The following is a 25,083-nucleotide window of genomic DNA, read 5'->3' as shown; positions in this document are numbered from 1 at the left end:
TGGGGGTTGTATTACTCGACCGGGTGCGCGCTCGCGAGCGAGAGCGGGTTCACGATCGAGAGCAGTTCGCTCGGCTTCGAAACGAAGCCGGCCCACTCGTCGCTGGCGGCGAAGAACAGGTTCTGCGTGTACATGATGTTGTCGTAGACCTGCTCGTGCACGATCTTGTTCGCCTCGCGCATGATCTCGATCTTCTCGTCCTCGTCGAAGGTGACCATGCCCTCTTCGATCAGGGCGTTCAGCTCGGGGTCGTCGACGTGCGTGTAGTTGATCGCTCCATCGGGCAGGTAGGAGAGCGCGAAATTCGTCACCGGATCGTCCATGATGGCGAAGTTGCCGGCGTAGATGTCGTAATCGCCTTCGCTCGTCATCGACAGGTAGGTGTTGCGCTCGGTGCCCTGCAGCTCGATCGTGATGCCCGCCTCTGCAGCGCTGTCCTTGACCATCTGCGCCCACTGGCTCGTCACGCTGTCCTGCAGCGAGTAGATCAGGCGGAACGAGACCGGGAAGGTGCCGTCTGCGCCGGCGGTGTATCCTGCCTCCTCCATGAGGGAACGAGATTCCTCGGGGTCGAATACGTACTCGGTCACCGAGTCGTCGTAGTACTTCGCGAGCACCGGCATGAGAGCGCTCGATCCTGTCGACACCGCCTGACCCTGCAGAACCACGGTGCGGATCGCCTCGTAGTCGACCGCATGAGCGAGCGCCTGACGCACGAGCACGTTCGCGAGATCCGGCTTCTCCATGTTGTACACGAGGTGGGCGTAGCCGAGACCCGCCGCCTCGATGACCTGCAGGCCGTCGGTGCTGCTGAGCTGCTCGACCTGCGCGGGTGGCAGGGCGTTCGCGATCACGTCGATCTCGCCGCTCTGCAGCGCCAGGATCTCGGTGTTCACATCGGGATACACGCGGTACACGACCTCGGCAGGTCCCGGCACGCCGCCGTCGACCAGGGGATAGTCCTCCACGCGCTCGAGCGTGTAGTGCTGCCCCACCTGGAAGTCGCTGAGAATGAAGGGGCCCATGCCCACCCATCCGCCGTCGCTGCCGTCGTTGGCGAACTCCGCGATGGAGCCCTGCGGCTCGAACACGTGCTGGGGCACCACGACACCCCAGAAGCCGATCTCGTCGACGATCGACGAGTCGGGTTGGGTGAGCGTGAGCTCGACGCGGGTGTCCGAGACCGCGGTGGCGGTGTCGAGGTTGCCGAGCTGACCGAAGAACGTTCCCGGTGCCTCATCGCGCTTGACGGCGTTGAGCGTCCAGGCGACGTCCTCGGCCGTCAGCGGCTCGCCATCGCTCCACGTCAGGTCGTCACGGATCTCATAGAACCCGGTCGTGTCGTCGACGTAGCCCCAGTCGGTCGCGACGTGGGCTTCCTTGGTGCCGTCATCGCTGATGCTCAGCAGGTGCGGATACATCAGGTTGGTGATCCACGAGTCCGTGCGGCTGTTACCGAGCACGGGGTTGAAGTTGACGACATCCGTCGTCGTGCCGATGCTGAGTGTTTCATCGCTGGGGCCGGTGCTCCCGGATGATTCCCCGGGCTCTGGTGCCGTGGGGGCGCAGGCGACGAGACCGACGGCGAGAGCCGCGGCGGCGCCGAGCGCGAGGTACTTGCTGTGCTTCATCAGACCCAAACCTCCTCGAGTACGCGCATGGTGTTCCCGCCGACGACCGCGCGGATCTCGTCGTCGGAGTAGTCGTGCTTCACGAGCCAGCCGATGATGTTGTAGAAGGCTTCGGCAGGGTTCTCGATGCCGTCGACGTAGGGCTGCTTCTCGTAGTCGACGTTGGCGTGCGCCTGGCCGAGAGACAGGTTCGACGAGAACGCGTCGTGCAGACCCACGTGGTCACCGAAAAGCGTGTCCGGGCCGAAGCTGACGTGCTCGAGACCGACGAGATCGACGCAGTACTGGAAGTGGTCCATGACCGACTCCAGAGAGTGCTTCGGATGCTGCGGCGAGATCGTCGTGTGGGGTGCTGCCTCGATGCCGATGACTCCCCCGCGCTTCGCGCATTCGATGATCGTCTCGTCGGTCTTCATGCGGTTCGTCGGCCACAGTCCCCGCGCGCCGGCGTGAGTGATGAACACCGGAACCTTGGAGTGCTTGACGACGTCGACGCAGGTGCGGTCGCCGGAGTGCGAGATGTCGATGGCGATCCCGAGCTTGTTCATGCGCTCGACGGCGCGCTCGCCGAAGTAGGTGAGGCCGCCGTCGCCCCGCTCCTTGAGACCGCCGCCGAGCATGTTCGCCTCCGAGTACGCGATGCCCATCTGGCGCACACCGAAGCCGTACAGCACGTCCAGACGATCGACCTCGTTCTCGATCATCGTCGCCGCTTCGAGCGCGAAGATGTGGGCCACCCGACCCGTTTCGGCGGCGTGACGGATGTCCTTGATCGACTCCGCCTTGATGACGAAGTCCTGGTGTGCGAGGTCGGCCATCCGAACCCCCAGATCGAACAGCACGTCCTGGTACTTCCACCCGGCGTCGCTCGAGATGCAGCACGTGCCGTCCATCCCGTTGTCGAAGACGGCCGTGAGCCCGGAGCGCGCGAGCCCCTGGTAGCCGGTGGGTTCGCGACCCTGGCGGATGTGGTCGCGCAGCTCACCCATGTCCTCGGGGAAGACCTGGACGTGCTCGTGCAGCGAGATCACGGTCTCTTCGCGCAGCAGGCGTTCGGTGCGCTCCTTCTGAGGAGCGCTGAGGTCGAGGCCCTCGTAGGCGGGGACTCGGCCGATCTGCTTGGCGTAGCGGAACTCACGGTAGTCCTTGCCCGCTTCGAGGTAGTCGTAGGCGGTGTAACCGGTGTAACGGTCGGCTGGTTCGAGCACGAATGCGCTCCTTCGATTCGGTGGTGCGGGGAAGCCTCTCCCGCTCGACGAAGGGGAGATTTCCTCGAATCTCGATGATTTCGGCGCAAATGTCAATACACGTGGTGATTTTCGGCTGAGATGTTTCCTGTTCGAAACATTTCAGAGCAGATTCCTGGCATGATGGCCTCATGCACACCACGCCCGCAGCAGAGCACGACATCGTCCTCGACGTTCGAGGCCTCACCGTCACCCTGTCGTCCGATGGACGTCGCAATCGCGTCGTCGACGGCGTCGACCTCGCCGTGCGACGCGGCGAGGTCTTCGCGCTGCTCGGGGAGTCCGGGTCCGGCAAGTCGATGACCGCGCGGGCCATCATGGGTCTGATCGACAAGGGCGACGTGGCCGCCGACGGTCTGACCCTGAACGGCGCCGATCTGCTCGCGCTCTCGGACGAGGAACATCGACGACTGCGCGGGGTGCAGGTGAGCCTGGTCATGCAGGATGCCCTGTCGGCACTCAACCCCGTGCTCAGCATCGGTGACCAGATCATCGATCTCATTCGAGCGCACCGCTCTACGAGCCGCCGTGCGGCGGAGAAGCGCGCGGTGGAATTGCTGACGATGGTCGGCATCCCCACGCCGGAGAAGCGGGTCCACGACTATCCCCATCAGTTCTCGGGCGGACAACGGCAGCGGATCCTCATCGCGATGGCGATCGCCCTCGAACCCGATCTCATCATCGCGGATGAACCGACCACGGCACTGGATGTGACGGTCCAGGCACAGATCCTCGACCTGCTCCTCTCGCTCCGCGATCGCCTCGGCATGGGCATCCTGCTCATCACCCACGATCTCGGCGTGGTGATGGAAGTCGCCGATCAGGTCGCGGTGATGCGCTCGGGTCGGATCGTCGAAGCGGGAAGTGCCGACACGGTGCTCACCGCTCCCCAGCACCCGTACACGCTGCAACTCCTGCACTCCCTGCCGCGCGACGTCACCGCAGCCGTCGACGACGACGAGGCCGCGCCGATCCTCCAGGGCACCGGACTCGAGCGCACGTTCCGCTCGGGCAGCGGGCGCCGAGCGCACCGAGTCGCTGCCGTCGCCGGCGTTGACCTTCACCTGCGAAAGGGAGAGATCCTCGCGATCGTGGGCGAGTCGGGCAGCGGGAAGTCGACTCTCGCACGCATGCTCGTCGGGCTCGATTCACCCGACGTCGGCACCCTCACGTATCGCGATCAGGACGTCACGCGCGGGCGTCTCCGTGATCGCAAGATCCTGCGTCGCGGCGTCCAGATGGTGTTCCAGGACCCGTACATGTCTCTGAATCCCCGAATGACGGTGCAGCAGATCATCGCCGAACCCCTCGCTGCGACGCGCACGGGAAGCGCGGCCAGCCGACGGGAGCGCGTCGCCGAGCTTCTGGAACTCGTGGGCCTCACGCCCGAGATGGGGTCACGCTTCCCCCACCAGTTCTCCGGCGGCCAACGGCAGCGAATCGGTATCGCTCGGGCACTCGCACTCGACCCCGACGTTCTCGTATGCGATGAGCCGGTGTCCGCGCTGGACGTCTCCATCCGCGCGCAGATCATCGACCTTCTCTGCGATCTGCGGGAGCGCCTGGGCATGTCGATCGTCTTCATCGCGCACGATCTGTCGCTCGTCCGCCACATCGCCGATCGTGTCGCGGTGATGTACCTGGGCAACATGGTCGAGATCGGTGACACCGATCAGGTCTACCGCGAACCCTCCCACGCCTACACGCGGTCGCTGCTGTCAGCCATCCCCCCTCAGACGCGGGCCGAAAGAGGCATGCTGCAGCGACGGACCCCGCTCAGCGCCTGAGGCGCGCGGCGCCCGCAGTGCGGGGGTCACTCCCCCGCGACGGGCTCCGGGAGGTCGATCGGCACGACGGGGCAGTCCTTCCACAGGCGCTCGAGCCCGTAGTACACGCGCTCCTCCTGGTGGAACACGTGAACGATCAGATCGCCGAAGTCCATCAGGACCCAGCGAGACTCGGCGCGACCCTCGCGGCGGACACGCTTGTGCCCCTCCTCGATGAGACGGTCCTCGATCTCGTCGGCGATCGCGGCGACGTTGCGCTCGCTGTTTCCCGTGACGAGCAGGAAGATGTCGACGAGCGGGAGCGGCTCCGAGACGTTGAGAGCGACGAGGTCTTCGCCACCCTTCGAGACGGCGGCGGCCGCAGCGATCTGCAGCATGGCTTCAGCGGATTCAGGTGATTGCATCAGAACACATTCGTGGTGAAGGCGACGACGAGGACCACGCCCAGTGCGAGAGCGAGACCACCCGCAACGATCGCAAGGATGAGCATGAGTTTGTTGCCCTTTTCGGGGGCGGGCGGTCGGATGACCTCGCCGGCGGGCTTGATGGTGCTGACCGCCGAGCTGGCGGCGATCGGCGTGGGAGAAGAGGCGGGCGGCAGCTCGCCGTCGATGAGGACCGCATCGACGTCCTTGCCGTCGGCCACGCCGTGGGCGTGGCCCTGGGAGCCGATGCCGCGCGGAAGCTCGTAGGACCCGGTGACGAGGATCTCGCCGGTCGATGCGACCGGTCCTGAGAGCGACCCCTCGCCCGGCGAGGGGGTGAAGATCAGCGCGCTGGGCGACGTGTGCTGAGACCCGCTCGAATCGCCGACCGTGAGCAGCTCGTCGAACGACGGCGCGAACGGCTTCTGCGTCTTGTCGATCACGGACGCCCCGAAGGCCGGGTTCACGGTGGGGCGCTCATCGGGGGCGATGACCTCGTCGTCGTCTCCGACGTCGGCGAGCACGTCATCGGTGTCCGAGAGGGCGGGTTCCTGGTCGAGACCCAGAACGGCATCGACGTCGTCAAGGTCGTCCGGCGTTTCCTCCGCGGACGCCTCGAGCGGCACGTCGCCCACCGACGCGCTCGCGCCGGCGGCGCTCACGGGCGCGATCGCGACCTCTGCGTCGTCATCATCATCGGTGAGGTCGTCGGCGACGATCACGTCGTCGGTCGGGTCCGCGGGGGCCGAGAACTCCGGTACGGCGTCGACGATCGGGGTCGACTCGACCGAAGACTGGATGTGCGGGGCCGGAACCGGGGCTGCCGGTTCCGCCGGCTCCACCGGAGCGACGGGCGCGGCGTCCTCGGGTTCGACGACCGGCACGGATGCCGTGCGAACGCGCTCCTGGTCGCGCGCCTGACGGCGTGTGAGCGGGGCGCCGGATACCGCGGGGAACGATGCTTGTGCTGCGACGGCCGGTGCGGGCGCCGTGGCAGCGGGCGTCTCGGGGGCCGGAGTCTCGGGGGCCGGAGCGGGCTTCTCAGCGGCAGGCTTCTTCTCGACAGCCTTCGCGGCGGCAGGCTTCTCGACGACAGGCTTCGCGGCGGCAGGCTTCTCGACGACGGCGTCGGGCTCGCGCGTCGGTGCGGCCGACGCCGCCGCCTCGTCGTCGGTGATGACGGGCGTCGATCCGGTCAGTCGGATCTCACGCAACTGCTTGCGTGTCAGCGGACCCTGACCCTGCTGATCCGATGTAGTCATGACTTGCTCCGATACAGATGATGCTTCGCGATGTACTGGACGACCCCGTCGGGAACGAGATACCAGACCGGCTGGTCGTCCCGGACCCGCTCTCGGCAGGCGGTCGACGAGATCGACAGGGCCGGCACCTCCAGCTGGCTGACGTTGTCGCTCGGGAGGCCGTCCGTGCTCAGGACGTGTCCTGGCCGGGAGACCGCGACGAAGTGGGCCAACTCCCACAACTCATCATGGTCCCTCCAACTGAGAATTTGCGCCACGGCATCCGCTCCCGAGATGAAGAAGAGCTCCGCATCCGGTCGATCCCGCTTCAGATCGCGCAGGGTGTCGATCGTGTAGGTCGGCCCTTCGCGATCGACATCGACGCGGCTGACCGTGAACTGCGGGTTGGATGCCGTCGCGATCACGGTCATCAGGTACCGGTGCTCGCTCGGGGTGACGTCCGACTTCTGCCAGGGGCGTCCGGTCGGGACGAAGACGACTTCATCGAGATCGAAGGAGTGCGCGACCTCACTGGCGGCGACGAGGTGACCGTGGTGGATCGGGTCGAACGTTCCACCCATCACACCGATGCGCGGAGCGCGCGAGGTCACGGTCTTCATAGTGCCTTAGTGGCCGTGCCCTGCCCCGTGACCGTCCTTGCCGTGCTTCGCGGCCCAGGCGTCGGCCTTCGCCGAGTGACGGTTGGCGACGTTGCGGTACGACAGTGTCACGAGACCGAGGAAGGCGAAGATGATCGCCGCGATCACACCGAAGATCACGGTCTCGAGGGCAACGTTGCCGTGGTGCTCGGTTTCCGCAGCGGCCATCGCGACCTGTGCGATGAAGTTCATCGTTTCTCCGTTTCGTGACCTGAGTCAGTGCAGCGCGATCCAGTCTAGCCCTCAGCCGCGCGTCTGCCCCGACCCACGCGCCAGCCATTTCGTGCTCGTGAGCTCGGCGAGGCCCATCGGGCCCCGGGCATGCAGCTTCTGCGTCGAGATGCCCACCTCGGCACCGAAACCGAACTCGCCGCCATCGGTGAAGCGGGTCGACGTGTTGACCATGACGACCGCGGAGTCCACCTCGGCGAGGAAACGCTCGGCGTTGCGGGTGTCGGTCGTGATGATCGACTCGGTGTGTCCGGTGCTGTAGCGGCGGATGTGCGCCAGGGCCTCATCCAGATCGTCGACGACCTTGATCGCGATGTCGAGGCTGAGGTACTCGGTCGCCCAGTCCTCATCCGTCGCGGGGATCACGTTCGATACGAGACCGGCGACGATGTCGTCGCCGTGGATCGCCACGCCCTCGCTCTGCAGGGCACTGGCCACGAGGGGAATGAGACGCGGTGCCGCCTGGCGGTGCACGAGGACGGTCTCGACCGCATTGCAGACGCTCGGGCGCTGTACCTTCGCGTTGACGACGATGTCGCGCGCCCAGTCGTCGGGTGCCGACTCGTCGAGAACGATGTGCACGTTCCCGGCCCCCGTCTCGATGACAGGAACGGTCGACTCCGTCACGACGGTCTCGATGAGTCCGGCGCTCCCCCGGGGAACGAGCACGTCGATGTAACCGCGCCCGTTCATGAGCGCCTTCGCTCCGTCTCGCCCGAAGTCGTCGACGGTCTGAATCGCCTCGGCGGTGACGCCCGATCGCACCAGTGCCTCTCGCATGACCTCGACGAGGACGGTGTTCGATTCGCGCGCGGCGCTGCCGCCGCGGAGCACGGCCGCGTTCCCCGAACGCAGTGCGAGAGCGGCGATGTCGACCGTGACGTTCGGCCGCGCTTCGTAGATCGCGCCGACCACACCGAAGGGCACTCGAACCTGCTCGAGGGAGACGCCGTTCGGCATCCGATGCCCGCCGACCACGCGTCCCACCGGGTCCGCAAGCGCGGCGACCTGACGAACGGCGGCGGCGAGAGCCGCGACGCGCGTGTCGTCGAGGCGCAGACGGTCGATCAGCGAGTCGCCGATGCCATTCTCGCGTCCGCGCGCGACGTCGAGTGCGTTGGCGGCGATGATGCGCTCGGCGTCGCGCTCGAGTCCGAGGGCGATCTCCTCGAGAACGCGCTCTTTGTCGCCACTGGTCAGAGCGGCCGTCGCACGCGACGCCTCCTTCGCGCGCTCGAGGCGCACCTGCGGGGTCTGATCGGTCATCCGCCCAGTCTAGGGCGCGCCGATCCCGCTCAGACGGCGGGCTCGAACCAGGTTCCGACCTCGGCGCCCGAGAGCGCGCGATCCACCAGGTCGGCACTGGTCACCAGCACGCCGATCCCCGATGCGGCGGCGAGTCTGGCGGCGGAGACCTTGGTCGCCGCTCCCCCTGTGCCGACGCTGTTCACGACGGTGGCTCCGAACTCGAGTCCGCTCAGATCGGCATCCGCGGCGATGACATCGATCGGCTCGGCCCCGGGGTCGGAGGGCGGGCGCGTGTAGAGCGACTCGATGTCACTCAGCAGCACGAGGGCGTCGGCCTCGATCAACTGGGCGACGAGCGCGCCCAGACGGTCGTTGTCGCCGAAGCGGATCTCCTGCGTCGCGACCGTGTCGTTCTCGTTGACGATCGGGAGCACCCGCAGCCCCAGAAGGCGCTCCATCGCGCGACGCGCGTTGCTGCGCGACGTCGGGTTCTCGAGATCGCCGGTCGTCAGCAGCACCTGGCCCGCGACGATGTCGAACGGACGCAGCGCCTCCTGATAGCGGTACACGAGGATGTTCTGCCCGACGGCCGCAGCAGCCTGCTGGGTCGCGAGGTCGGTGGGGCGCGCGTCGAGACGAAGGAAGGGGATGCCGGAGGCGATCGCCCCCGACGAGACGAGCACGACCTCGGTGCCCCGTCCGTGCGCGGCGGCGAGTGCCTCGACGAGCACCGGAATGCGCCAGGACGCCTCGCCGCTGATCGACGACGACCCGACCTTCACGACGATGCGTGCAGCCGTGGCGAGGTCTGCACGCGAGCGTGCGGTCACTCGCCCTCTTCGCGGTAGGCGGCGAGGCGCTGGGCCTCGACCTCCGCGCGCGCCGCGGCCTTGGCATCCATTCGCTCGTAGTAGGTCTCTCGACGCTCCGACGTCGTGCGTCGCGCATTCGGCGCCAGACGCGGGTCGGTGCCTCGCGGTGCCGTCATGAGCTCGGCGGCCGAGGTCATCGTGGGCTCCCAGTCGAAGACGATGCTGTCGCCCTCGCCGATCACCACGGTCGATCCCTGCACCGCGCCGAGGCGGAAGAGCTCGTCCTCGACGCCCAGCTTCTCGAGGCGGTCGGCGAGGTACCCCACCGCTTCCTCGTTCTGGAAGTCGGTCTGCTGCACCCACCGCACCGGCTTCTCGCCGAGGATGCGGTAGACGTTGCCGTACGTGCCGCCCTCGACCCGGATCGTGAACTCCTTCTTGGAGCCACGCGGACGGATCACGACGCGCTCGCGCGGCACCTCGACGGCGGCCTGCTCGGCGCGGACCTTCTCGACGAGCTCGCCGAGCGCGAAGGTCAGCGGACGAAGACCCTCGTGCGACACGGTCGAGATCTCGAAGACGCGGAAGCCGCGCTCCTCGAGGTCCGGGCGAACGAGCTCGGCGAGGTCACGCGCCTCGGGCACGTCGATCTTGTTCAGAGCGACGAACTGCGGGCGCTCCAGGAGCGGAGTCTGGCCCTCGGGCACCTCGTAGGCGGCCAGCTCCGCGAGGATGACGTCGAGGTCCGAGAGCGGGTCGCGTCCCGGCTCGAGCGTGGCGCAGTCGAGCACGTGCAGCAGAGCCGAGCACCGCTCGACGTGACGCAGGAACTCCAGGCCCAGACCACGGCCTTCGCTGGCGCCCTCGATCAGTCCCGGCACGTCGGCGACGGTGTAGCGGGCGTCTCCGGCCTGTACTACACCGAGGTTCGGGTGCAGCGTCGTGAACGGGTAGTCCGCGATCTTGGGCCGCGCAGCCGAGATCGCGCCGATCAGGCTCGACTTGCCGGCCGAGGGGTACCCCACGAGTGCCACGTCGGCGACGGTCTTGAGCTCGAGGACGACATCGCCCTCGTAGCCCGGCGTACCGAGGAGCGCGAATCCGGGCGCTTTGCGCTTGGGCGATGAGAGAGCCGCATTGCCCAGTCCGCCCAGGCCGCCCTTCGCGACCACGAAGCGCTCACCCGGGATGATCATGTCGATCAGCACGTCGCCGTCGGTGTTCTTCACGACGGTGCCGACGGGCACGGGGAGCTCGAGGTCCTCCCCCATGAAGCCTGCGCGATGGTCGCCCATCCCGAAGCCGCCGTTGGGCGAAGAGCGGTGCGGCGAGTGGTGGTACGACAGCAGGGTGCCGGTCTGCGTGTCGGCGACCAGCACGATGTCGCCGCCGTCGCCGCCGTTGCCGCCGTCCGGGCCACCGAGAGGCTTGAACTTCTCGCGGTGCACCGAGACACAGCCGTTGCCGCCCTTACCCGCGCGCAGGTGCAGCGTCACGGTATCGACGAACGTGACCATGTGTCGGTCTCCTCAGGTGATAGCTGTTGCCCACCGGAATCGGTGGGCAGATACACGGACGGGGCGAGCCGAAGCCCGCCCCGAACCGGATGTCTGTTGCTGTGCGGCGATTACTCGCCTGCAGCGACGATGTTAACGACCTTGCGGCCGCCCTTCGCACCGAACTGCACCGCACCGGCGGACAGCGCGAAGAGCGTGTCGTCGCCACCACGGCCGACGTTCACGCCGGGGTGGAAGTGGGTGCCTCGCTGGCGGACGATGATCTCACCGGCGTTGACCTGCTGGCCACCGAAACGCTTGACGCCGAGGCGCTGTGCGTTGGAGTCACGACCGTTACGGGTGGAGCTTGCGCCCTTTTTATGTGCCATGTCCTGGTCTCCTCGGTCTTACTTGATGCCGGTGATCTTGACGCGCGTGAGCTCCTGGCGGTGGCCCTGACGCTTCTTGTAGCCGGTCTTGTTCTTGTACTTCTGGATGATGATCTTCGGGCCGCGGAGGTTGCCGATGACCTCGGCGGTGACCTTGACCTTGGCCAGCTTGTCGGCGTCGGTGGTCACCGTAGCGCCGTCGACGAGCAGCACAGCGGCAAGCTCGATCTTCTCGCCCTGGGCAGCCTGCACACGGTCGAGCTGAACGATCGTGCCGACCTCGACCTTCTCCTGCCGCCCACCGGCGCGCACTACTGCGTAAACCACTTCATACCTGTTTCGTTGGGGAGCTCGCGGCTCCGAGAATCTCACGGGAAGACTGTTGCTTGCATGCGCCGCGGGGCGGCGGGTGCGAATGCAAGACTCTCCGCTCCGACCGACGAGGACGACGCGGCATACGCACCAAGGGACTACTTTACCGGATGCCGGAGCCACTCGCAAAGTGAGCCGAGGGGCGTGTCCGGTCATAGGCTTGCGGGATGACCGTTCTCGTCGACGACCCGCTCTGGCCCGCGCACGGACGTCTGTGGGCGCACCTCGTCAGCGACGAGAGCCTCGACGAGCTGCACGCGTTCGCGATCCGCCACGATCTGCCCCCGCGCGCTTTCGACCTGGACCACTACGACGTACCGGAGGACAGCATCCCCCGGCTCGTCGCCGGCGGCGCCGAGCACGTCGGCGGCAAGGAGCTCGTCCGACGGCTGATCGCCTCAGGCCTCAGGATCCCCGCTCGCGACCGGAGCTGAGCCCTCGCCGTTCACCGACACCGGGGTGCCGGTGAGCGCTGCGGTGCTGACTCGACGACGTCCACGACCCTGCCCCGGCGCCTTCGGCTCCGGGAGAGCGTCGAGCACCGAGTCGAGCAGTTGCTCGGCCTGGCTGCGCGGCGCGGGCTTGCGGTCCGCCCCGCGCTTCTTGCGGGGCTTCTTCGCACGCTCGGGCGCTTCGACCGGAGCCTCATCGACCGCGACAGCATCGACAGCGCCCTCGGCGGGCGCCTTCGTGGATGCGGCGATCTGCGCGAGAGCCGACTTCGCACCCTCGGGGATGCTGTGCGTCACGTTCGCGGCGGGTGGAGCGCTCTGGCTCTGTCCGCCACCGTTGCCACCGCGCTGACGGCGGCCGCTCTGGTTGTTGCCGTTGCCGCCGTTGCCGTTCCCACCGTTTCCGTTGGAGCGGTGCTTGACGACGGGGTCGTGGTGCACGATCACACCGCGCCCGGCGCAGACCTCGCACGCCTCGCTGAACGTCTCGAGCAGACCGAGGCCTAGCTTCTTGCGGGTCATCTGCACGAGTCCGAGCGAGGTGACCTCGGCGACCTGGTGCTTGGTGCGGTCGCGGCTGAGGCACTCGATGAGGCGGCGCAGCACGAGGTCGCGGTTGGACTCGAGCACCATGTCGATGAAGTCGACCACGATGATGCCGCCGATGTCGCGCAGGCGCAGCTGGCGGACGATCTCCTCGGCGGCCTCGAGGTTGTTCTTCGTGACCGTCTCTTCGAGGTTGCCGCCGGAACCGACGAACTTCCCGGTGTTGACGTCGACCACGGTCATGGCCTCGGTGCGGTCGATCACGAGCGATCCACCCGACGGCAGCCAGACCTTGCGGTCGAGCGCCTTCTCGATCTGCTCCGTGATCCGGAACGCATCGAAGGGGTCGGCGGCGTCTTCATAGGCCTCGACGCGCTCGAGGAGGTCGGGAGCGACGCTCTCGAGGTACGAACGGATCGTGCGCTGCGATTCCTCGCCCTGGATGAGCATCTTCGTGAAGTCCTCGTTGAAGACGTCACGGACGATCTTGACGAGCAGATCCGGCTCGGCGTGCAGGAGCGCGGGAGCCTGCTGGCTCTCGACCTGCTTCTGGATGTGCTCCCACTGCGAGGTCAGACGCTGCACGTCACGCGTGAGCTGGTCCTCCGTGGCGCCCTCGGCTGCCGTGCGCACGATGACGCCGGAGGACTCCGGCAGCACCTCCTTGAGGATGCGCTTGAGGCGCGCGCGCTCGTTGTCGGGCAGCTTGCGGCTGATGCCGTTCATCGAACCGCCCGGAACGTACACGAGGTAACGGCCGGGAAGCGAGATCTGGCTGGTCAGGCGGGCGCCCTTGTGGCCGACCGGATCCTTCGTGACCTGCACGAGCACACGGTCGCCCGGCTTGAGGGCGAGTTCGATACGACGGGGCTGGTTGCCGGTCTCGACACCGTCCCAGTCGACCTCGCCCGAGTAGAGCACCGCGTTGCGGCCACGGCCGATGTCGACGAATGCCGCCTCCATGCTCGGGAGCACGTTCTGCACGCGGCCGAGGTACACGTTGCCGATGAGGGAGGCGTCCTGGTTGCGCGCGACGTAGTGCTCGACGAGGACCCCGTCCTCGAGGACACCGATCTGCGTGCGGCCGTTCTTGGAGCGCACGACCATCTTGCGGTCGACGGATTCGCGACGCGCGAGGAACTCCGCCTCGGTGACGACGGGACGACGGCGACCGGCGTCGCGTCCGTCGCGGCGGCGCTGCTTCTTGGCCTCGAGACGCGTGGAGCCCTTGATCGCCTTCGGCTCGGTGATGTATTCGACGACGCGCTGACGCTGGCGAGGAGCATCGCGCTGGTCGTCACCCTCGGACCCGCCACGACGACGGCGTCCGCGACGGCCGCCGTCTGCATCGTCATCGAGGTCGCGCTCGGGAGCCGGGCCACGACCCGGGCGTGCTGGCAGCGGCACGATCTCGGGGGCGTAGAAGTGCAGCTGGGTGGAGACCTGCGACACGAACACCTCGGGGAGCAGACCCAGCGACACGGCGGTGACCGCGGCAGGCTCCTCGGGAGCGGCAGGCTCCTCAGGAGCAGCAGGCTCCTCAGGAGCGGCAGGCTCCTCGGGAGCCGCAGGCTCTTCGGAGGGAGCAAGCTTCTCAGGAGCTGCGGGCTCTTGAGCCGCAGGCTCCTCTTCGGCAGGCTTCTCCTCGGCCGCCGCGGTCTCCTCGACCGGTGCGACCTCTGCGGGAGCATCCGACTCGGCCGCAGCCGCGTCTTCCGGAGTCTCGCCCTCGGGAGTCGGGGACTCCGTCAACTCTTCCGCGGCGTCAGCCGGGAAGACGAGGGTAGGGGTGTTGTTGTCATTGTTCTCATCGGCCATCTCTGGCTTGCTCCCTGCGCGGATCACCGGAGTGTTCCGCGAAACTCATGCAGCACCCGCGGGTGCCGCGAACTCACTCGATCTGCGACCGGCTCGTAGCTCTGGTCGCGTGGGGCATGGGCCCCGAAGTCTGCGTCGACACGTGTCACGGCTGGGCCGCTCATCGCGTCACAGGCCATTATCGCACCAAGTTCCGCAGAATGCGGCATCCGCGCACGTCCGGAGATTTTCTCCGGCCCCGTTCTCGCCCGATCCATAGCCGTCGCTGAGATAATCCTCAGATGAGCGAGCAGCGCACCCGCCCCGTCATCTTCGCCGTCTGGCTGATCATCGCGAGTGTGATCGGCTGGTTCGCCGCCTTCCAGCTCACGGTCGAGAAGTTCGTCCTCCTCGCCGACCCCGACGCCGCGCTCTCGTGCGATCTGAGCGCCTTCATCCAGTGCGGCAAGAACCTCGAGTCCTGGCAGGGCTCGGTGTTCGGCTTCCCGAACCCGATCCTCGGCCTCACCGGATGGATGGCGCCGCTCGTCGTCGGCGTGGCGATCCTCGCGGGCGCGCGCTTCCCCCGCTGGTTCTGGGCGCTCTTCGGCATCGGCATCACTTTCGCCTTCGGCTTCGTGTGCTGGCTCATCTCCCAGAGCATCTACGACCTCATCGTCCTGTGCCCGTGGTGCATGGTCACGTGGGCCGTGACGATCCCGACGTTCTTCGCCACCATGCTGCATCTCACCCGCAACGGCACCTTCACCCGGCACGAAGGCGTGCAGCAGCGGGCAGACAAGCTCATGGCCTGGGTGCCGCTGGCCACGGTCATCGCTTACGCGATCATCGTGCTGATGGCGCAGACCAAGGGCATCGACTTCCTCGGAGAGATGGTGCGCATCGTCACCGGCGGCTGACCCCAGTCACGAGAAAGGCCCGTCCGCTTCTTCAGCGGACGGGCCTTTCTCGTGGAGTGCGCGGCTCAGTCGAACCAGATGCCGAGCTCGCGTGCAGCGCTCTCGGGGCTGTCCGAGCCGTGCACGAGGTTCTGCTGGACCTTCAGGCCCCAATCCCGGCCGAAGTCGCCGCGGATCGTGCCCGGGGCGGCAGTCGTCGGGTCTGTCGTACCGGCGAGCGAGCGGAATCCCTCGATCACGCGGTTGCCGGCGAGGCGGATCGCGACCGACGGTCCCGACAGCATGAACTCGAGGAGCGGCTCGTAGAACGGCTTCCCCTCGTGCTCGGCGTAGTGCGCGGCGAGCAGGTCGCGGTCGGGCTCGACGAGGCGGATGTCGACGAGCGCGTAGCCCTTCGCCTCGATGCGGGCGAGGATCGCGCCGGTGAGGCCGCGCGTGACGCCGTCGGGCTTGACGAGGACGAGGGTTTCTTCGGTGGCCATGTCATTCACTCTCTGTCTGAGTCTCGGTCGAGGGCTCGGTCGGGCGTTGTGCATCCACCCGTGCCCCCTTGATGGTCGCATACGCCCACATGCCGCCGAAAATCAGTACGACGAACAGGATGGACGGAACCAGGATCGCGGACAGGGCGATGATGACCTGCACGATCCAGCCGGCGGTGATCGCCCAGGGCTTCGTGATCATCCCGGCGATGGCGATGCAGACCAGCGCCATCACGATGCCGCCGACGATCCCCCACCACTGCGGGATGGCCGGCGGGAGCGAGCCCAGTCCGAAGATCGTGAGACCGACGAGGAACACGACGATCGACTCGAATCCGAGCACGACCGGCGCGAGCTTCTGCACGAGGGTACGGGGCGGACGGGGCGGGCGCGGAGCACGTCCGCCGGCGGCACTGGAGGTCATGCGCGCCACCCGGCCTTCCAGTCCTCTTCCTCAGCGAGGGCGATCGCCTCGCCCGCGAGCACGACCGATCCGGCGATCACGACCGCGCGGCGGTCGTTGGACGCGGCCCACTCCCGCGCGGCGTCGGCCGCATCGGCGAGGGTCGGATGCACGGTGGCACGCTGTCCCGTCTGCTCGACCAGGTCGGCGATCACATCCGCGTCCGACGCGCGATCGGAGTCGGGCGCCGTCGCGAAGACATGCGCCGCCGCGGGAGCGAGCTGCGCGACGATGCCCGCGGCGTCCTTGTCGGCCAGCACCCCGAGCACCACGCCCCACTCGTCGAAGTCGAAGCTGTCGTCCAGCGCCTGCACGAGTGCTTTCGCACCGTGCGGGTTGTGGGCGGCGTCGACGACGACGGTCGGCGCGACGCCCAGCAGCTGCAGTCGGCCGGGCGACGTGGCGCCCTGCAGACCCTCCGACATGATGTCGTCGGCGATCCGCTGCGCCGCTCCACCGATGAGCGACTCGACCGCCGCGACGGCGAGCGCGGCGTTGTGGCCCTGATGCGCACCGTAGATCGGCAGATACTCCTCGACGTAGTTCCCCGCGAGGCCACGGATCGTCAGCAGCTGTCCGCCGACCGCCAGCTTCTGCTCGGCGAGGCCGAAGTCGTCGCCGTCGAAGGCGATCGTCGCTCCGCGCTCGGCGGCGACGCGACGCAGTACCTCGGCCGCCTCGGCGGGCTGCTGCGCCGAGACGACAGCCGCACCGTCCTTGATGATGCCGGCCTTGACCTCGGCGATCTTCGCGATCGTGTCGCCGAGACGGTCGGCGTGGTCGATGTCGATGGGCGAGAACACGGCGACGTCGCCGTTGGCCGTATTGGTCGAGTCCCACTCCCCTCCCATACCCACCTCGAGCACGAGCACGTCGACCGGGGCATCGGCCACCGCGACGAAGGCGAGCACCGTCAGCAGCTCGAAGAAGGTGAGCGGCGCGTCGCCGGCGGCGTCGAGCTCGGCGTCGACGATCTCGACGAACGGGGCGATCTCGTCCCAGGCGTCGGCGACGGCCGCGTCATCGATCGGCTCGCCGTCGATCATGATGCGCTCGGTGAACCGCTCCAGGTGCGGGCTCGTGAAGAGTCCCGTGCGCAGCCCGTGCGCACGGAGCAGACTCTCGATCATCCGCGCGGTCGACGTCTTGCCGTTGGTTCCGGTGATGTGCACCACGCGGTACGTGCGCTGCGGGTCGTCGAGGAAGGCGAGGATGCGCGCGGTGCGCTCCTTGCGCGGTTGCACCCAGCGCTCCCCTGCACGCCCCAGAAGGGTCTCGTAGACGGCATCCGCCCGTTCGCGAGCGCTCATGCGACACCACCGATCCGGGAGACGGCGATCGTGAAGGCCGCACGGTTCGCGTACGTGCCTTTCGCGATGTCGGCGATGAACTCCGCTCCCGCCACAGGGCGGTCCTCTCGGTGCAGCGAGTGCTCGACGGCCAAGGTCTCCCCCGCCACGTCGGCGATCTCGAAGGCGGAAGCGACGGCATCCGCATCTTCCTCGCTCGCGAACCGCAGGTCCAGACGGATGCGGTCGCTCACGTCGAAGCCGGCGTTCTTGCGCGTCTCCTGCACGGCGCGGATCACGTCGCGCGCCAGCCCCTCGGCCTCGAGCTCGGGGGTCGTCTGCGTGTCGAGCAGCACGAAGCCGCCGGTCGGCACGATCGCGAGGGCCTCGCCCTCCGGGCGCCCCGTCGTCTCGAGCACCAGCTCGTACTCCGCCGGCTCCAGGGCGATGCCCCCGGCCGTGACCACGCCGTCGACCTCCGACCAGTCGCCGGAGCGCGCGGCCTGGATGGCCTTCTGCACCTCTTTGCCGAGGCGCGGCCCGGCCGCCCGCGCGTTCACGCTGAGGCGGTGGTCGATGCCGTACTCGTGCGCCGTCGTGTCGGCCAGCGGCACGAGCTCGACCGACTTCACGTTCAGCTCCTCGCGCAGGATGTCCTCGAACTGCCCCAGAGTCGAGGCGAGCGGCGACACCACGGTGAGGCGCGCGAGCGGCAGCCGCACGCGTAGCTTCTCCTTCTTGCGCAGCGCGTTGCCGACGCTCGAGAGCTCGCGGACGGCATCCATCGCGTCGCGGATCTCGTCGGCGGCGGGGAACGCCGCTGCGTCCGGCCAGTCCTGCAGGTGCACGCTGCGCCCGCCCGTGAGTCCCTGCCAGACGCGCTCGCTGATCAGCGGCACGAGGGGCGCGGCGACGCGGGTGAGCGTCTCGAGCACGGTGTAGAGCGTGTCGAAGGCCTCGCGGCTCTTCGGGTCTTCGCTCACCCCCACCCAGAAGCGGTCGCGCGAGCGGCGGATGTACCAGTTCGTCAGCACCTCGGCGAAGTCGCGCAGGCGCCCGGCGGCGGTGGTCGAGTCGAGTCCTTCGAGGTCGGCGTGCACCTCGCGCACGAGGTCACCGAGGCGCGCGAGGATGTACCGGTCGAGCACGTCGGTCGAATCGGTGCGCCACGACGCCTCGTAGCCGTCACCCGACGCGTTCGCGTAGGTCGCGAAGAAGTACCACGAGTTCCACAACGGCAGCAGGAACTCCCGCACGCCCGAGCGGATGCCTTCCTCCGTCACCGCCAGGTTGCCACCGCGCAGCACCGAACTCGACATCAGGAACCAGCGCATCGCGTCGGAGCCGTCGCGATCGAGCACCTCCGACACGTCGGGGTAGTTGCGCAGCGACTTCGACATCTTGTAGCCGTCGCTGCCGAGCACGATGCCATGGCAACTGACGCCGGTGAAGGCCGGGCGGTCGAACAGCGCGGTCGACAGCACGTGCATCACGTAGAACCACCCGCGGGTCTGCCCGATGTATTCGACGATGAAGTCGGCGGGTGCGTGCGAGTCGAACCACTCCTGGTTCTCGAACGGGTAGTGCACCTGGGCGTACGGCATCGAGCCCGAGTCGAACCACACGTCGAAGACGTCTTCGATGCGGCGCATCGTGCTCTTGCCGGTGGGGTCGTCGGGGTTCGGACGCGTCAGGTCATCGATGTACGGGCGGTGCAGGTCGATCTCGCCCTCGGGATTGCGCGGCAGCGTACCGAAGTCGCGCTCGAGGTCCTCGAGCGAACCGTAGGCGTCGACGCGCGGGTACTCGGGGTCGTCGCTCTTCCAGATCGGGATCGGCGATCCCCAGTAGCGGTTGCGGCTGATCGACCAGTCGCGCGCGCCCTCGAGCCACTTGCCGAACTGACCCTGCTTGACGTTCTCGGGCACCCAGGTGATCTGCTCGTTGTTCGCGAGCATGTCATCCTTGATGTCCGTCACCCGGATGAACCAGCTCGACACGGCCTTGTAGATCAGGGGGTTCCGGCAGCGCCAGCAGTGCGGGTACGAGTGCTCGTAGCTCTGCAGGCGCACGAGACGGCCGTTCTCGCGCACCAGACGCACGAGCGGGGTGTTGGCGTCCATCCAGAGTTCACCGGCGACGTCGGTCACGCTCGGCAGGAAGCGCCCCCCGTCGTCGAGCGACAGGATCGTGGGGATGCCGGCAGCACCGGCGACCCGCTGGTCGTCCTCACCGTAGGCCGGGGCCTGGTGGACGATGCCGGTGCCGTCACTGGTCGTGACGTAGTCGTCGACGAGGATGCGCCAGGAATTCTCGGTGCCCCAGACCTCGGCATCCGCGTAGTAGTCGAAGAGCCGGTCGTACGTGACGTCCTGCAGCTCGGATCCACGGACGGATGCCTCGACCGCGGCGAGCGCCTCCTCGGCGCTCTCGTAGCCGAGGTCCTTCGCGTAGCCCCCGAGCAGTTCGCGGGCGAGCAGGTAGCGGTGGGCGGAGGCCTCGACCGCGGCATCCTCGGAGCCTGCGACCTGGTGCACGTCGGCCGCGCCGTTCGGCCCGGCGGGCACGACGACGTACTCGATGTCGGGACCCACGGCGAGCGCGAGGTTGGTCGGGAGGGTCCACGGCGTGGTGGTCCAGGCGAGGGCGCGCACGGCGGTGAGGCCGAGTGCTTCCGCCTTCGCGCCCGTGAGCGGGAACGTCACGGTCACCGAGGGGTCCTGACGCATCTGGTACACGTCGTCGTCCATGCGCAGCTCGTGCGCGCTGAGCGGCGTCTCGTCACGCCAGCAGTAAGGGAGCACGCGATAGCCCTCGTAGGCGAGACCCTTGTCGTACAGGGTCTTGAACGCCCAGAGCACGCTCTCCATGTAGCCGAGGTCGAGCGTCTTGTAGCCGCGGTCGAAGTCGACCCAGCGGGCCTGGCGGGTGACGTAGTCCTGCCACTCGCGCGTGTAGGCGAGCACCGAGTTCTTCGCCTTGTCGTTGAAGACGTCGATGCCCATCGACTCGATCTCGCTCTTCTCGGTGATGCCGAGCTGCTTCATCGCCTCGAGCTCGGCCGGGAGCCCATGGGTGTCCCACCCGAACACGCGGTCGACCTTGTGACCGGTCATCGTCTGGAAGCGCGGGAACACGTCCTTGGCGTAGCCGGTGAGCAGGTGGCCGTAGTGCGGCAGGCCGTTGGCGAACGGAGGGCCGTCGTAGAACACCCACTCGGGCGACCCCTCGCGCTGCTCGATCGAGGCGCGGAAGGTGTCATCGGTCTTCCAGAACTCGAGCACCTCCTCCTCGATCTGGGGGAAGCGGGGGCTGGGCGCGACAGCACCCTGGGTCGCTGAGCTCGTCGAAGCGTCGGCGGCGGGGCCGAAGGAGGAACGCGGGTAGGTCATCGTGTCTCGCAGTGGTCGTCGTGGCGGATGCTCCTGCGAGGACGACCCTGCCGGGCCGCGGTACCACCTCGCGTGCGTTCCCGCCCCTCGCGGTGCGTTCACGCCACTCTCACTGCGGCTGTGACGGGCCTGCCCCGCTCGGTTCTACTGAGCCCGTCGCCGGGCCGTTCTTCCGAGAGCTCCCCGGTGATGCCGGATCGATGCTCGTGCTCCCAGTGTACGCGCCCGCGAGCCTGCGGGCTCCCGGCGGGTGTCGGCGCCCCGCCCTACGCTCGAGGAATGGCCCGCTCCCCCGAGACCCCCGTCGCACCTCGCGTCTCGCCTCCCGACCTCCCCGATCACCTCGACGCCGCCGTCGCCGCGCGCAACGCCGACCTCATCGCCGGACGTATCGATCTCGCAGGCGACGCCGACCTCGCCTACGCCTCGCTCGAGCAGTGCGTCGTGACCGCGGATGCCGACACGATCGACCTCACGGGGGCCACCGTGCTCGACGTCGACGTCACCGGCATCCGCGCCGCGTCGGTCAAGCTCCGCGGCGCCGGCATCCGCCGCCTGCGGGTGACCGGCGGCCGCATCGGCACGCTCGATCTCAGCACCACCCGGGTGTCCGAGCTCGAACTCCGCGATCTCCGCATCGACTACCTCAACCTGGGAGCGGCCCGCGTCGAAGACATCGACGTGATCGGATGCCGCATCCGCGCTCTCGACATGCCCCAGGCGGAGCTCACCCGGGTGCGCTTCACCGATTCGGCGAGCGACGAGGTCGACACCCGCGGCATGCGGGCGACCGATGTCGATCTGCGCGGACTCGACGCTCTCGCCTTCCTCGACGCGAACAGCCTGCGCGGCACGACGCTCACGGCTTTCCAGGTGCAGCAGCTCGCCCCCGTGTTCGCCGCGGGGCTCGGCATCCACGTCACCGACTGAGCGACCCGATCAGGGTCGGCGGACGCCGCTCGCCGCGAGCAGCTCCCGGGTGAACGGATGCTGCGGAGCCGCGAACACCTCGGCCACCGCCCCCTGCTCCACGATCCGACCGCCCTGCATCACCAGCACGTCGTCGGCGACCGCTCCCACGACGTCGAGGTCGTGGGAGACGAAGACCATCGTCAACTGCCTTTCCCGCTGCAGGCGGTCGAGCAGACGCAGCACGCGCTCCCGCACCGAGGGATCGAGCGCCGAGACCGGCTCGTCGAGCACGAGCACATCGGGATCCGCGGCGAGCGCGCGGGCGACCGCCGCGCGTTGCCGTTGCCCACCGGAGAGCTCCGACGGGCGACGGCGGGCGAGGGACGGATCGAGATCGACTTCACCGAGGAGAGCCGAGACCCGCTCACGACGCTCACTCCGCGGTACGCCGCCCGCCGCGAGCGCCTCATGCAGGGAACGGCCGACGCTCCAGCGCGGATCGAAGGCGCCGAGCGGGTTCTGGTGCACGAACTGCACCCGATGCGCACCATTCCAGCGGATGCTCCCGGTATCCGGCTCCTGCACGCCCAGCAGTACGCGGGCGAGCGTGGTCTTGCCCGATCCGGATTCCCCGACGATCCCGAGTGTCGCCCCCTGGCGCACCTCGAAAGAGGCGTCGATCACGGCGGGAACTTCCGCGAACGCTACAGATGCCCGCTCGACCGAGACGACCGGCGCGCCGCCGACGTCGCCCGCCACCCGGGGCTCGTGAAGGGTCGCGGCGATGAGTTGCCGCGTGTACGGATGCTGCGGTGCCTCGAGTATCTCGGCGACGGGGCCCTCCTCCACGATCGCTCCGTCACGCATCACCAGCACCCGGTCGGCGAGCAGGCGCACGGCGGCGAAGTCGTGACTGATGAAGAGAACGGCGGTGCCGGTATCCGCGATCTCCCGCAGCAGGTCGAGGATCTTGGCCTGCACGGTGGCATCGAGTGCCGTGGTCGGCTCATCCGCGATGAGCGCGGCGGGCCCGGCGGCGAGCGCCGAGGCGATGAGCGCCCGCTGACGCAGACCACCCGAGAGTTCGTGCGGGTACTGGCGCACGCGGCGCTCGGGCTCCGGCATCCAGACCCGGCGCAGGAGCGCGAGCACCCGCTCTCGCAGTGCGCCGCCCGCCCGCCCATGCAGGCGCAGGGGTTCGGCGATCTCCGATCCGATGCGCTGCAGCGGGTCGAGGGCCACGAGAGCGTCCTGCGCCACCAGAGCGATGCGCGCCCCGCGCACGCTTTGCCACCCGCGCTCGTCGAGGCCGCGCACGTCCGTGCCGTCGACGCGCATCACGTCGGCAGTGACGGCGGCTCGGCGGGGAGCGAGCCCGAGAAGCGCCCGGGCGGTGAGAGACTTCCCCGCTCCGGACTCCCCCACGATCGCGACGCGCTCGCCGGGTGACACGGTGAGCGACACCCCGTCCACGACGGAGGCGCCCTCGATCGAGATGCGAAGGTCCTGCACCTCGATCACCGGTACGACGTTCTCGCTCATCGCCCGCTCCCGTCCGCACGCGCCCGCAGGACGCGTCCGACGATCGTCGCCGCGACCACGGTCAGGGTGATGGCGACACCGGGGAACACCGAGATCCACCAGGCCTGACCGAGCACGTTCCGGCCTCCCGCGAGCATGAGTCCCCATTCGGGTGTCGGCTCCGCCGGCCCGAGTCCGAGGAAGCTGAGGCCGGAGGCGGCGAGGATGCTCGACCCGATGCCGATCGTCGCCAGCACGCTCAACGACCCCAGCACGCCGGGCAGCACATGCCGCCAGAACGCCAGCAGGCGCGGTACGCCGAGGATGTGCGCGGCTTCGACGTGCTCGGCGACGCGGAGGGTGCGCGTCTGCACGCGGGCGAGCCGGATGTACACGGGGACAGCGGCCAGGGTCACGGCGATCGCGACGTTCACCGGCCCCGGACCGAGCACGGCGATCACGACGAGCGCGACGAGGAACTCCGGGAATGCCATGAGCACGTCGTTCACGCGCATGAGCGACACGTCGACCCATCGAGGTGCGAGGCCCGCGACAGCTCCGATGGCGAGCCCGGCCACCAGTGCGATCGCCGTGGCGAGCAACCCGATACCGACCGAACGCGCGGCGCCGAACACGACCCGGGAGTACACGTCGCGTCCGCTCTGGTCCGTGCCGAAGAGGTGCTCGGCGCTCGGCGGGCGCAGCGCCCCCCGCACGTCGGTGAGCACGGGGTCGTGCGTCGCGAGGACACCCGGGAAGGCGGCGGCGAACGCGATGACGCACAGCACCCCGACAGCCGCCCACAGCAGCAGCCGTTGCGCGCGGCTCATCGACTCGCTCCACGGACGGCCGCGCGCACGCGCGGGTCGATGAGCGGATGCACCAGCTCGACGATCACGTTCACGATCACGAACACGAGCGCGCTGAGCAGGATGATACCCGAGATCACGGGGAGATCGCGGTCGCTGATCGCGGCGAGCGTCACCCGTCCGAGCCCCGGACGCGCGAAGACGGTCTCGACCAGCACCGCCCCGCCGAGCACCGATCCGGTGAGATAAGCGGTCAGTGTCACGGCTCCCGCCGCCCCGTGGCGCAGACCGTGCCGCAGCGTGAACCACCCCGCACTCGCGCCCCGCGCCCGAACCGTCTCGGCGAACGGCATCCGCTCGGCCTGGACGAGGCCGTCGCGCAGCACCTGCCCGAGCAGTGCCGCGACGGGCAGGGCGAGCGTGACCGCCGGAAGCACGATGGTGGCCGGGTTGCGCGCGCCCGACACGGGGAACCAGCCCAGCCCGAACGCGAACACGCTCAACAGCACCAGCCCGATCCAGAACACCGGCGACGAGAGCACGACCAGCTCGACGCCCGTCGCGACCGCACGCGCTGTCTCGCCGCGCACGAGCAGAGCGACGGAGAGCGCGAGCACGACGGCGATGAGCAATGCGAGCGCCGAGAGCTGCAGGGTCGCCCCGAGCTGCCGACCGATGACCTCCGTCACCGGCATCCGCAGCTGGTACGACTCCCCCAGGTCTCCGCGTACGAGCCGGCCCAGGTAGTCCACGTACTGCTCGACGGGCGGACGGTTCAGACCGAGGTCTTCCCGGATGCCGTCCTTCACCGCCTCGCTCACCTGCGCCTGGGGCCCGAGCATCACCGAGACCGGATCGCCGGGGATCACGCGGAAGGCCAGGAACGCCACCGTCGCGGCTCCCCACAGCACGACCACCACGGATGCGACGAGACCGGCGATCTTCACGAGCGCAGCCGTCAC

The 25,083-nt window shown here is 68.4% G+C and carries 23 protein-coding genes; 4 read left to right on the top strand and 19 right to left on the bottom strand.

Features of this window, described 5'->3' with window-relative positions:
• Positions 1-11: 11 nt before the first annotated feature.
• A complete protein-coding gene (locus ACIQTT_RS00775; RefSeq protein WP_402784717.1) occupies positions 12-1,631 on the bottom strand; it encodes an ABC transporter substrate-binding protein in 1,620 nt (539 codons plus the stop codon).
• Positions 1,631-2,839, bottom strand: a complete 1,209-nt coding sequence (locus tag ACIQTT_RS00770) for a dipeptidase (protein ID WP_402784714.1) — start codon at positions 2,837-2,839, stop codon at positions 1,631-1,633. The genes ACIQTT_RS00775 and ACIQTT_RS00770 overlap by 1 nt, the downstream gene beginning before the upstream one ends.
• 170 nt (positions 2,840-3,009) lie before the next feature.
• Between ACIQTT_RS00770 and ACIQTT_RS00765 the strand changes: the two genes are divergently transcribed.
• Entirely contained in the window at positions 3,010-4,665 is a 1,656-nt protein-coding gene (locus tag ACIQTT_RS00765) for a dipeptide ABC transporter ATP-binding protein (RefSeq protein WP_402784711.1), read from the top strand.
• 26 nt (positions 4,666-4,691) lie between these two features.
• Here the strand turns inward: ACIQTT_RS00765 and rsfS are convergent, their stop codons facing one another.
• The 9 genes from rsfS to rplU form a co-directional block, all read right to left on the bottom strand.
• The gene (rsfS, locus tag ACIQTT_RS00760; protein WP_402784708.1) at positions 4,692-5,042 is read right to left on the bottom strand and encodes a ribosome silencing factor; all 351 of its coding nucleotides are present in this window, start codon (positions 5,040-5,042) and stop codon (positions 4,692-4,694) included.
• Positions 5,043-5,068: 26 nt separating this feature from the next.
• The gene (locus ACIQTT_RS00755) at positions 5,069-6,352 is read right to left on the bottom strand and encodes a hypothetical protein (RefSeq protein WP_402784702.1); all 1,284 of its coding nucleotides are present in this window, start codon (positions 6,350-6,352) and stop codon (positions 5,069-5,071) included.
• Positions 6,349-6,951, bottom strand: a complete 603-nt coding sequence (nadD, locus tag ACIQTT_RS00750; RefSeq protein WP_247622165.1) for a nicotinate-nucleotide adenylyltransferase — start codon at positions 6,949-6,951, stop codon at positions 6,349-6,351. The genes ACIQTT_RS00755 and nadD overlap by 4 nt, the downstream gene beginning before the upstream one ends.
• 6 nt (positions 6,952-6,957) lie before the next feature.
• A complete protein-coding gene (locus ACIQTT_RS00745; RefSeq protein WP_402784699.1) occupies positions 6,958-7,182 on the bottom strand; it encodes a hypothetical protein in 225 nt (74 codons plus the stop codon).
• A 51-nt stretch (positions 7,183-7,233) separates the two neighbouring features.
• Positions 7,234-8,487, bottom strand: coding sequence for a glutamate-5-semialdehyde dehydrogenase (locus ACIQTT_RS00740; protein WP_402784696.1), 1,254 nt, complete (start codon positions 8,485-8,487; stop codon positions 7,234-7,236).
• Positions 8,488-8,516: 29 nt separating this feature from the next.
• Complete coding sequence (gene proB / locus ACIQTT_RS00735; protein WP_247631998.1) at positions 8,517-9,299, bottom strand: glutamate 5-kinase; 783 nt, start codon at positions 9,297-9,299, stop codon at positions 8,517-8,519.
• Positions 9,296-10,798 (bottom strand): GTPase ObgE, encoded by a 1,503-nt coding sequence (gene obgE, locus ACIQTT_RS00730; RefSeq protein ID WP_402784690.1) that lies wholly within the window; start codon positions 10,796-10,798, stop codon positions 9,296-9,298. The genes proB and obgE overlap by 4 nt, the downstream gene beginning before the upstream one ends.
• Positions 10,799-10,908: 110 nt before the next feature.
• The gene (gene rpmA, locus ACIQTT_RS00725) at positions 10,909-11,166 is read right to left on the bottom strand and encodes a 50S ribosomal protein L27 (protein ID WP_247622160.1); all 258 of its coding nucleotides are present in this window, start codon (positions 11,164-11,166) and stop codon (positions 10,909-10,911) included.
• An 18-nt stretch (positions 11,167-11,184) separates the two neighbouring features.
• Positions 11,185-11,493, bottom strand: coding sequence for a 50S ribosomal protein L21 (rplU, locus tag ACIQTT_RS00720; RefSeq protein WP_247622159.1), 309 nt, complete (start codon positions 11,491-11,493; stop codon positions 11,185-11,187).
• A 212-nt stretch (positions 11,494-11,705) separates the two neighbouring features.
• Here rplU and ACIQTT_RS00715 point away from each other — a divergent pair, with 212 nt between their 5' ends.
• A complete protein-coding gene (locus ACIQTT_RS00715; protein WP_402784685.1) occupies positions 11,706-11,972 on the top strand; it encodes a DUF4031 domain-containing protein in 267 nt (88 codons plus the stop codon).
• Here ACIQTT_RS00715 and ACIQTT_RS00710 read toward each other — a convergent pair.
• Positions 11,937-14,354: an Rne/Rng family ribonuclease gene (locus ACIQTT_RS00710; protein WP_402784682.1), complete on the bottom strand. Its 2,418-nt coding sequence runs from the start codon at positions 14,352-14,354 to the stop codon at positions 11,937-11,939. The genes ACIQTT_RS00715 and ACIQTT_RS00710 overlap by 36 nt on opposite strands.
• A 281-nt stretch (positions 14,355-14,635) precedes the next feature.
• On the opposite strand from ACIQTT_RS00710, the gene ACIQTT_RS00705 reads away from it, so the two are divergent.
• The gene (locus ACIQTT_RS00705; protein WP_402784679.1) at positions 14,636-15,253 is read left to right on the top strand and encodes a vitamin K epoxide reductase family protein; all 618 of its coding nucleotides are present in this window, start codon (positions 14,636-14,638) and stop codon (positions 15,251-15,253) included.
• A gap of 65 nt (positions 15,254-15,318) precedes the next feature.
• On the opposite strand, the gene ndk is transcribed toward ACIQTT_RS00705, so the two are convergent.
• Genes ndk through ileS form a run of 4 tightly spaced genes read right to left on the bottom strand, consistent with a single transcriptional unit; the run spans position 15,319 to position 20,879 of the window.
• Positions 15,319-15,735: a nucleoside-diphosphate kinase gene (gene ndk / locus ACIQTT_RS00700; protein ID WP_402784676.1), complete on the bottom strand. Its 417-nt coding sequence runs from the start codon at positions 15,733-15,735 to the stop codon at positions 15,319-15,321.
• 1 nt (position 15,736) lies between these two features.
• A complete protein-coding gene (locus ACIQTT_RS00695; protein ID WP_402784673.1) occupies positions 15,737-16,159 on the bottom strand; it encodes a DUF4233 domain-containing protein in 423 nt (140 codons plus the stop codon).
• Positions 16,156-17,508: a bifunctional folylpolyglutamate synthase/dihydrofolate synthase gene (locus ACIQTT_RS00690; protein WP_402784670.1), complete on the bottom strand. Its 1,353-nt coding sequence runs from the start codon at positions 17,506-17,508 to the stop codon at positions 16,156-16,158. The genes ACIQTT_RS00695 and ACIQTT_RS00690 overlap by 4 nt, the downstream gene beginning before the upstream one ends.
• Positions 17,505-20,879 carry an isoleucine--tRNA ligase gene (ileS, locus tag ACIQTT_RS00685; protein ID WP_402784667.1) on the bottom strand — a complete coding sequence of 1,125 codons (3,375 nt, stop codon included), beginning with the start codon at positions 20,877-20,879 and terminating at the stop codon, positions 17,505-17,507. Before ileS ends, ACIQTT_RS00690 begins: the two co-directional genes overlap by 4 nt.
• 279 nt (positions 20,880-21,158) lie before the next feature.
• Here ileS and ACIQTT_RS00680 point away from each other — a divergent pair, with 279 nt between their 5' ends.
• Positions 21,159-21,809: a pentapeptide repeat-containing protein gene (locus tag ACIQTT_RS00680; RefSeq protein WP_402784664.1), complete on the top strand. Its 651-nt coding sequence runs from the start codon at positions 21,159-21,161 to the stop codon at positions 21,807-21,809.
• Positions 21,810-21,818: 9 nt separating this feature from the next.
• Here the strand turns inward: ACIQTT_RS00680 and ACIQTT_RS00675 are convergent, their stop codons facing one another.
• The 3 genes from ACIQTT_RS00675 to ACIQTT_RS00665 are packed head-to-tail and all read right to left on the bottom strand — an operon-like array spanning position 21,819 to position 25,083.
• A complete protein-coding gene (locus ACIQTT_RS00675; protein WP_402784661.1) occupies positions 21,819-23,333 on the bottom strand; it encodes an ATP-binding cassette domain-containing protein in 1,515 nt (504 codons plus the stop codon).
• Positions 23,330-24,142, bottom strand: coding sequence for an ABC transporter permease (locus tag ACIQTT_RS00670; protein ID WP_402784658.1), 813 nt, complete (start codon positions 24,140-24,142; stop codon positions 23,330-23,332). Before ACIQTT_RS00670 ends, ACIQTT_RS00675 begins: the two co-directional genes overlap by 4 nt.
• Positions 24,139-25,083, bottom strand: a complete 945-nt coding sequence (locus tag ACIQTT_RS00665) for an ABC transporter permease (RefSeq protein WP_402784655.1) — start codon at positions 25,081-25,083, stop codon at positions 24,139-24,141. The genes ACIQTT_RS00670 and ACIQTT_RS00665 overlap by 4 nt, the downstream gene beginning before the upstream one ends.

The sequence above is a fragment of the Microbacterium sp. NPDC090225 genome (assembly GCF_044772365.1).
Classification (GTDB): domain Bacteria; phylum Actinomycetota; class Actinomycetes; order Actinomycetales; family Microbacteriaceae; genus Microbacterium.
Note: the sequence above shows the minus strand (reverse complement) of the source record. Positions and strands in the feature narration are given on the sequence as shown.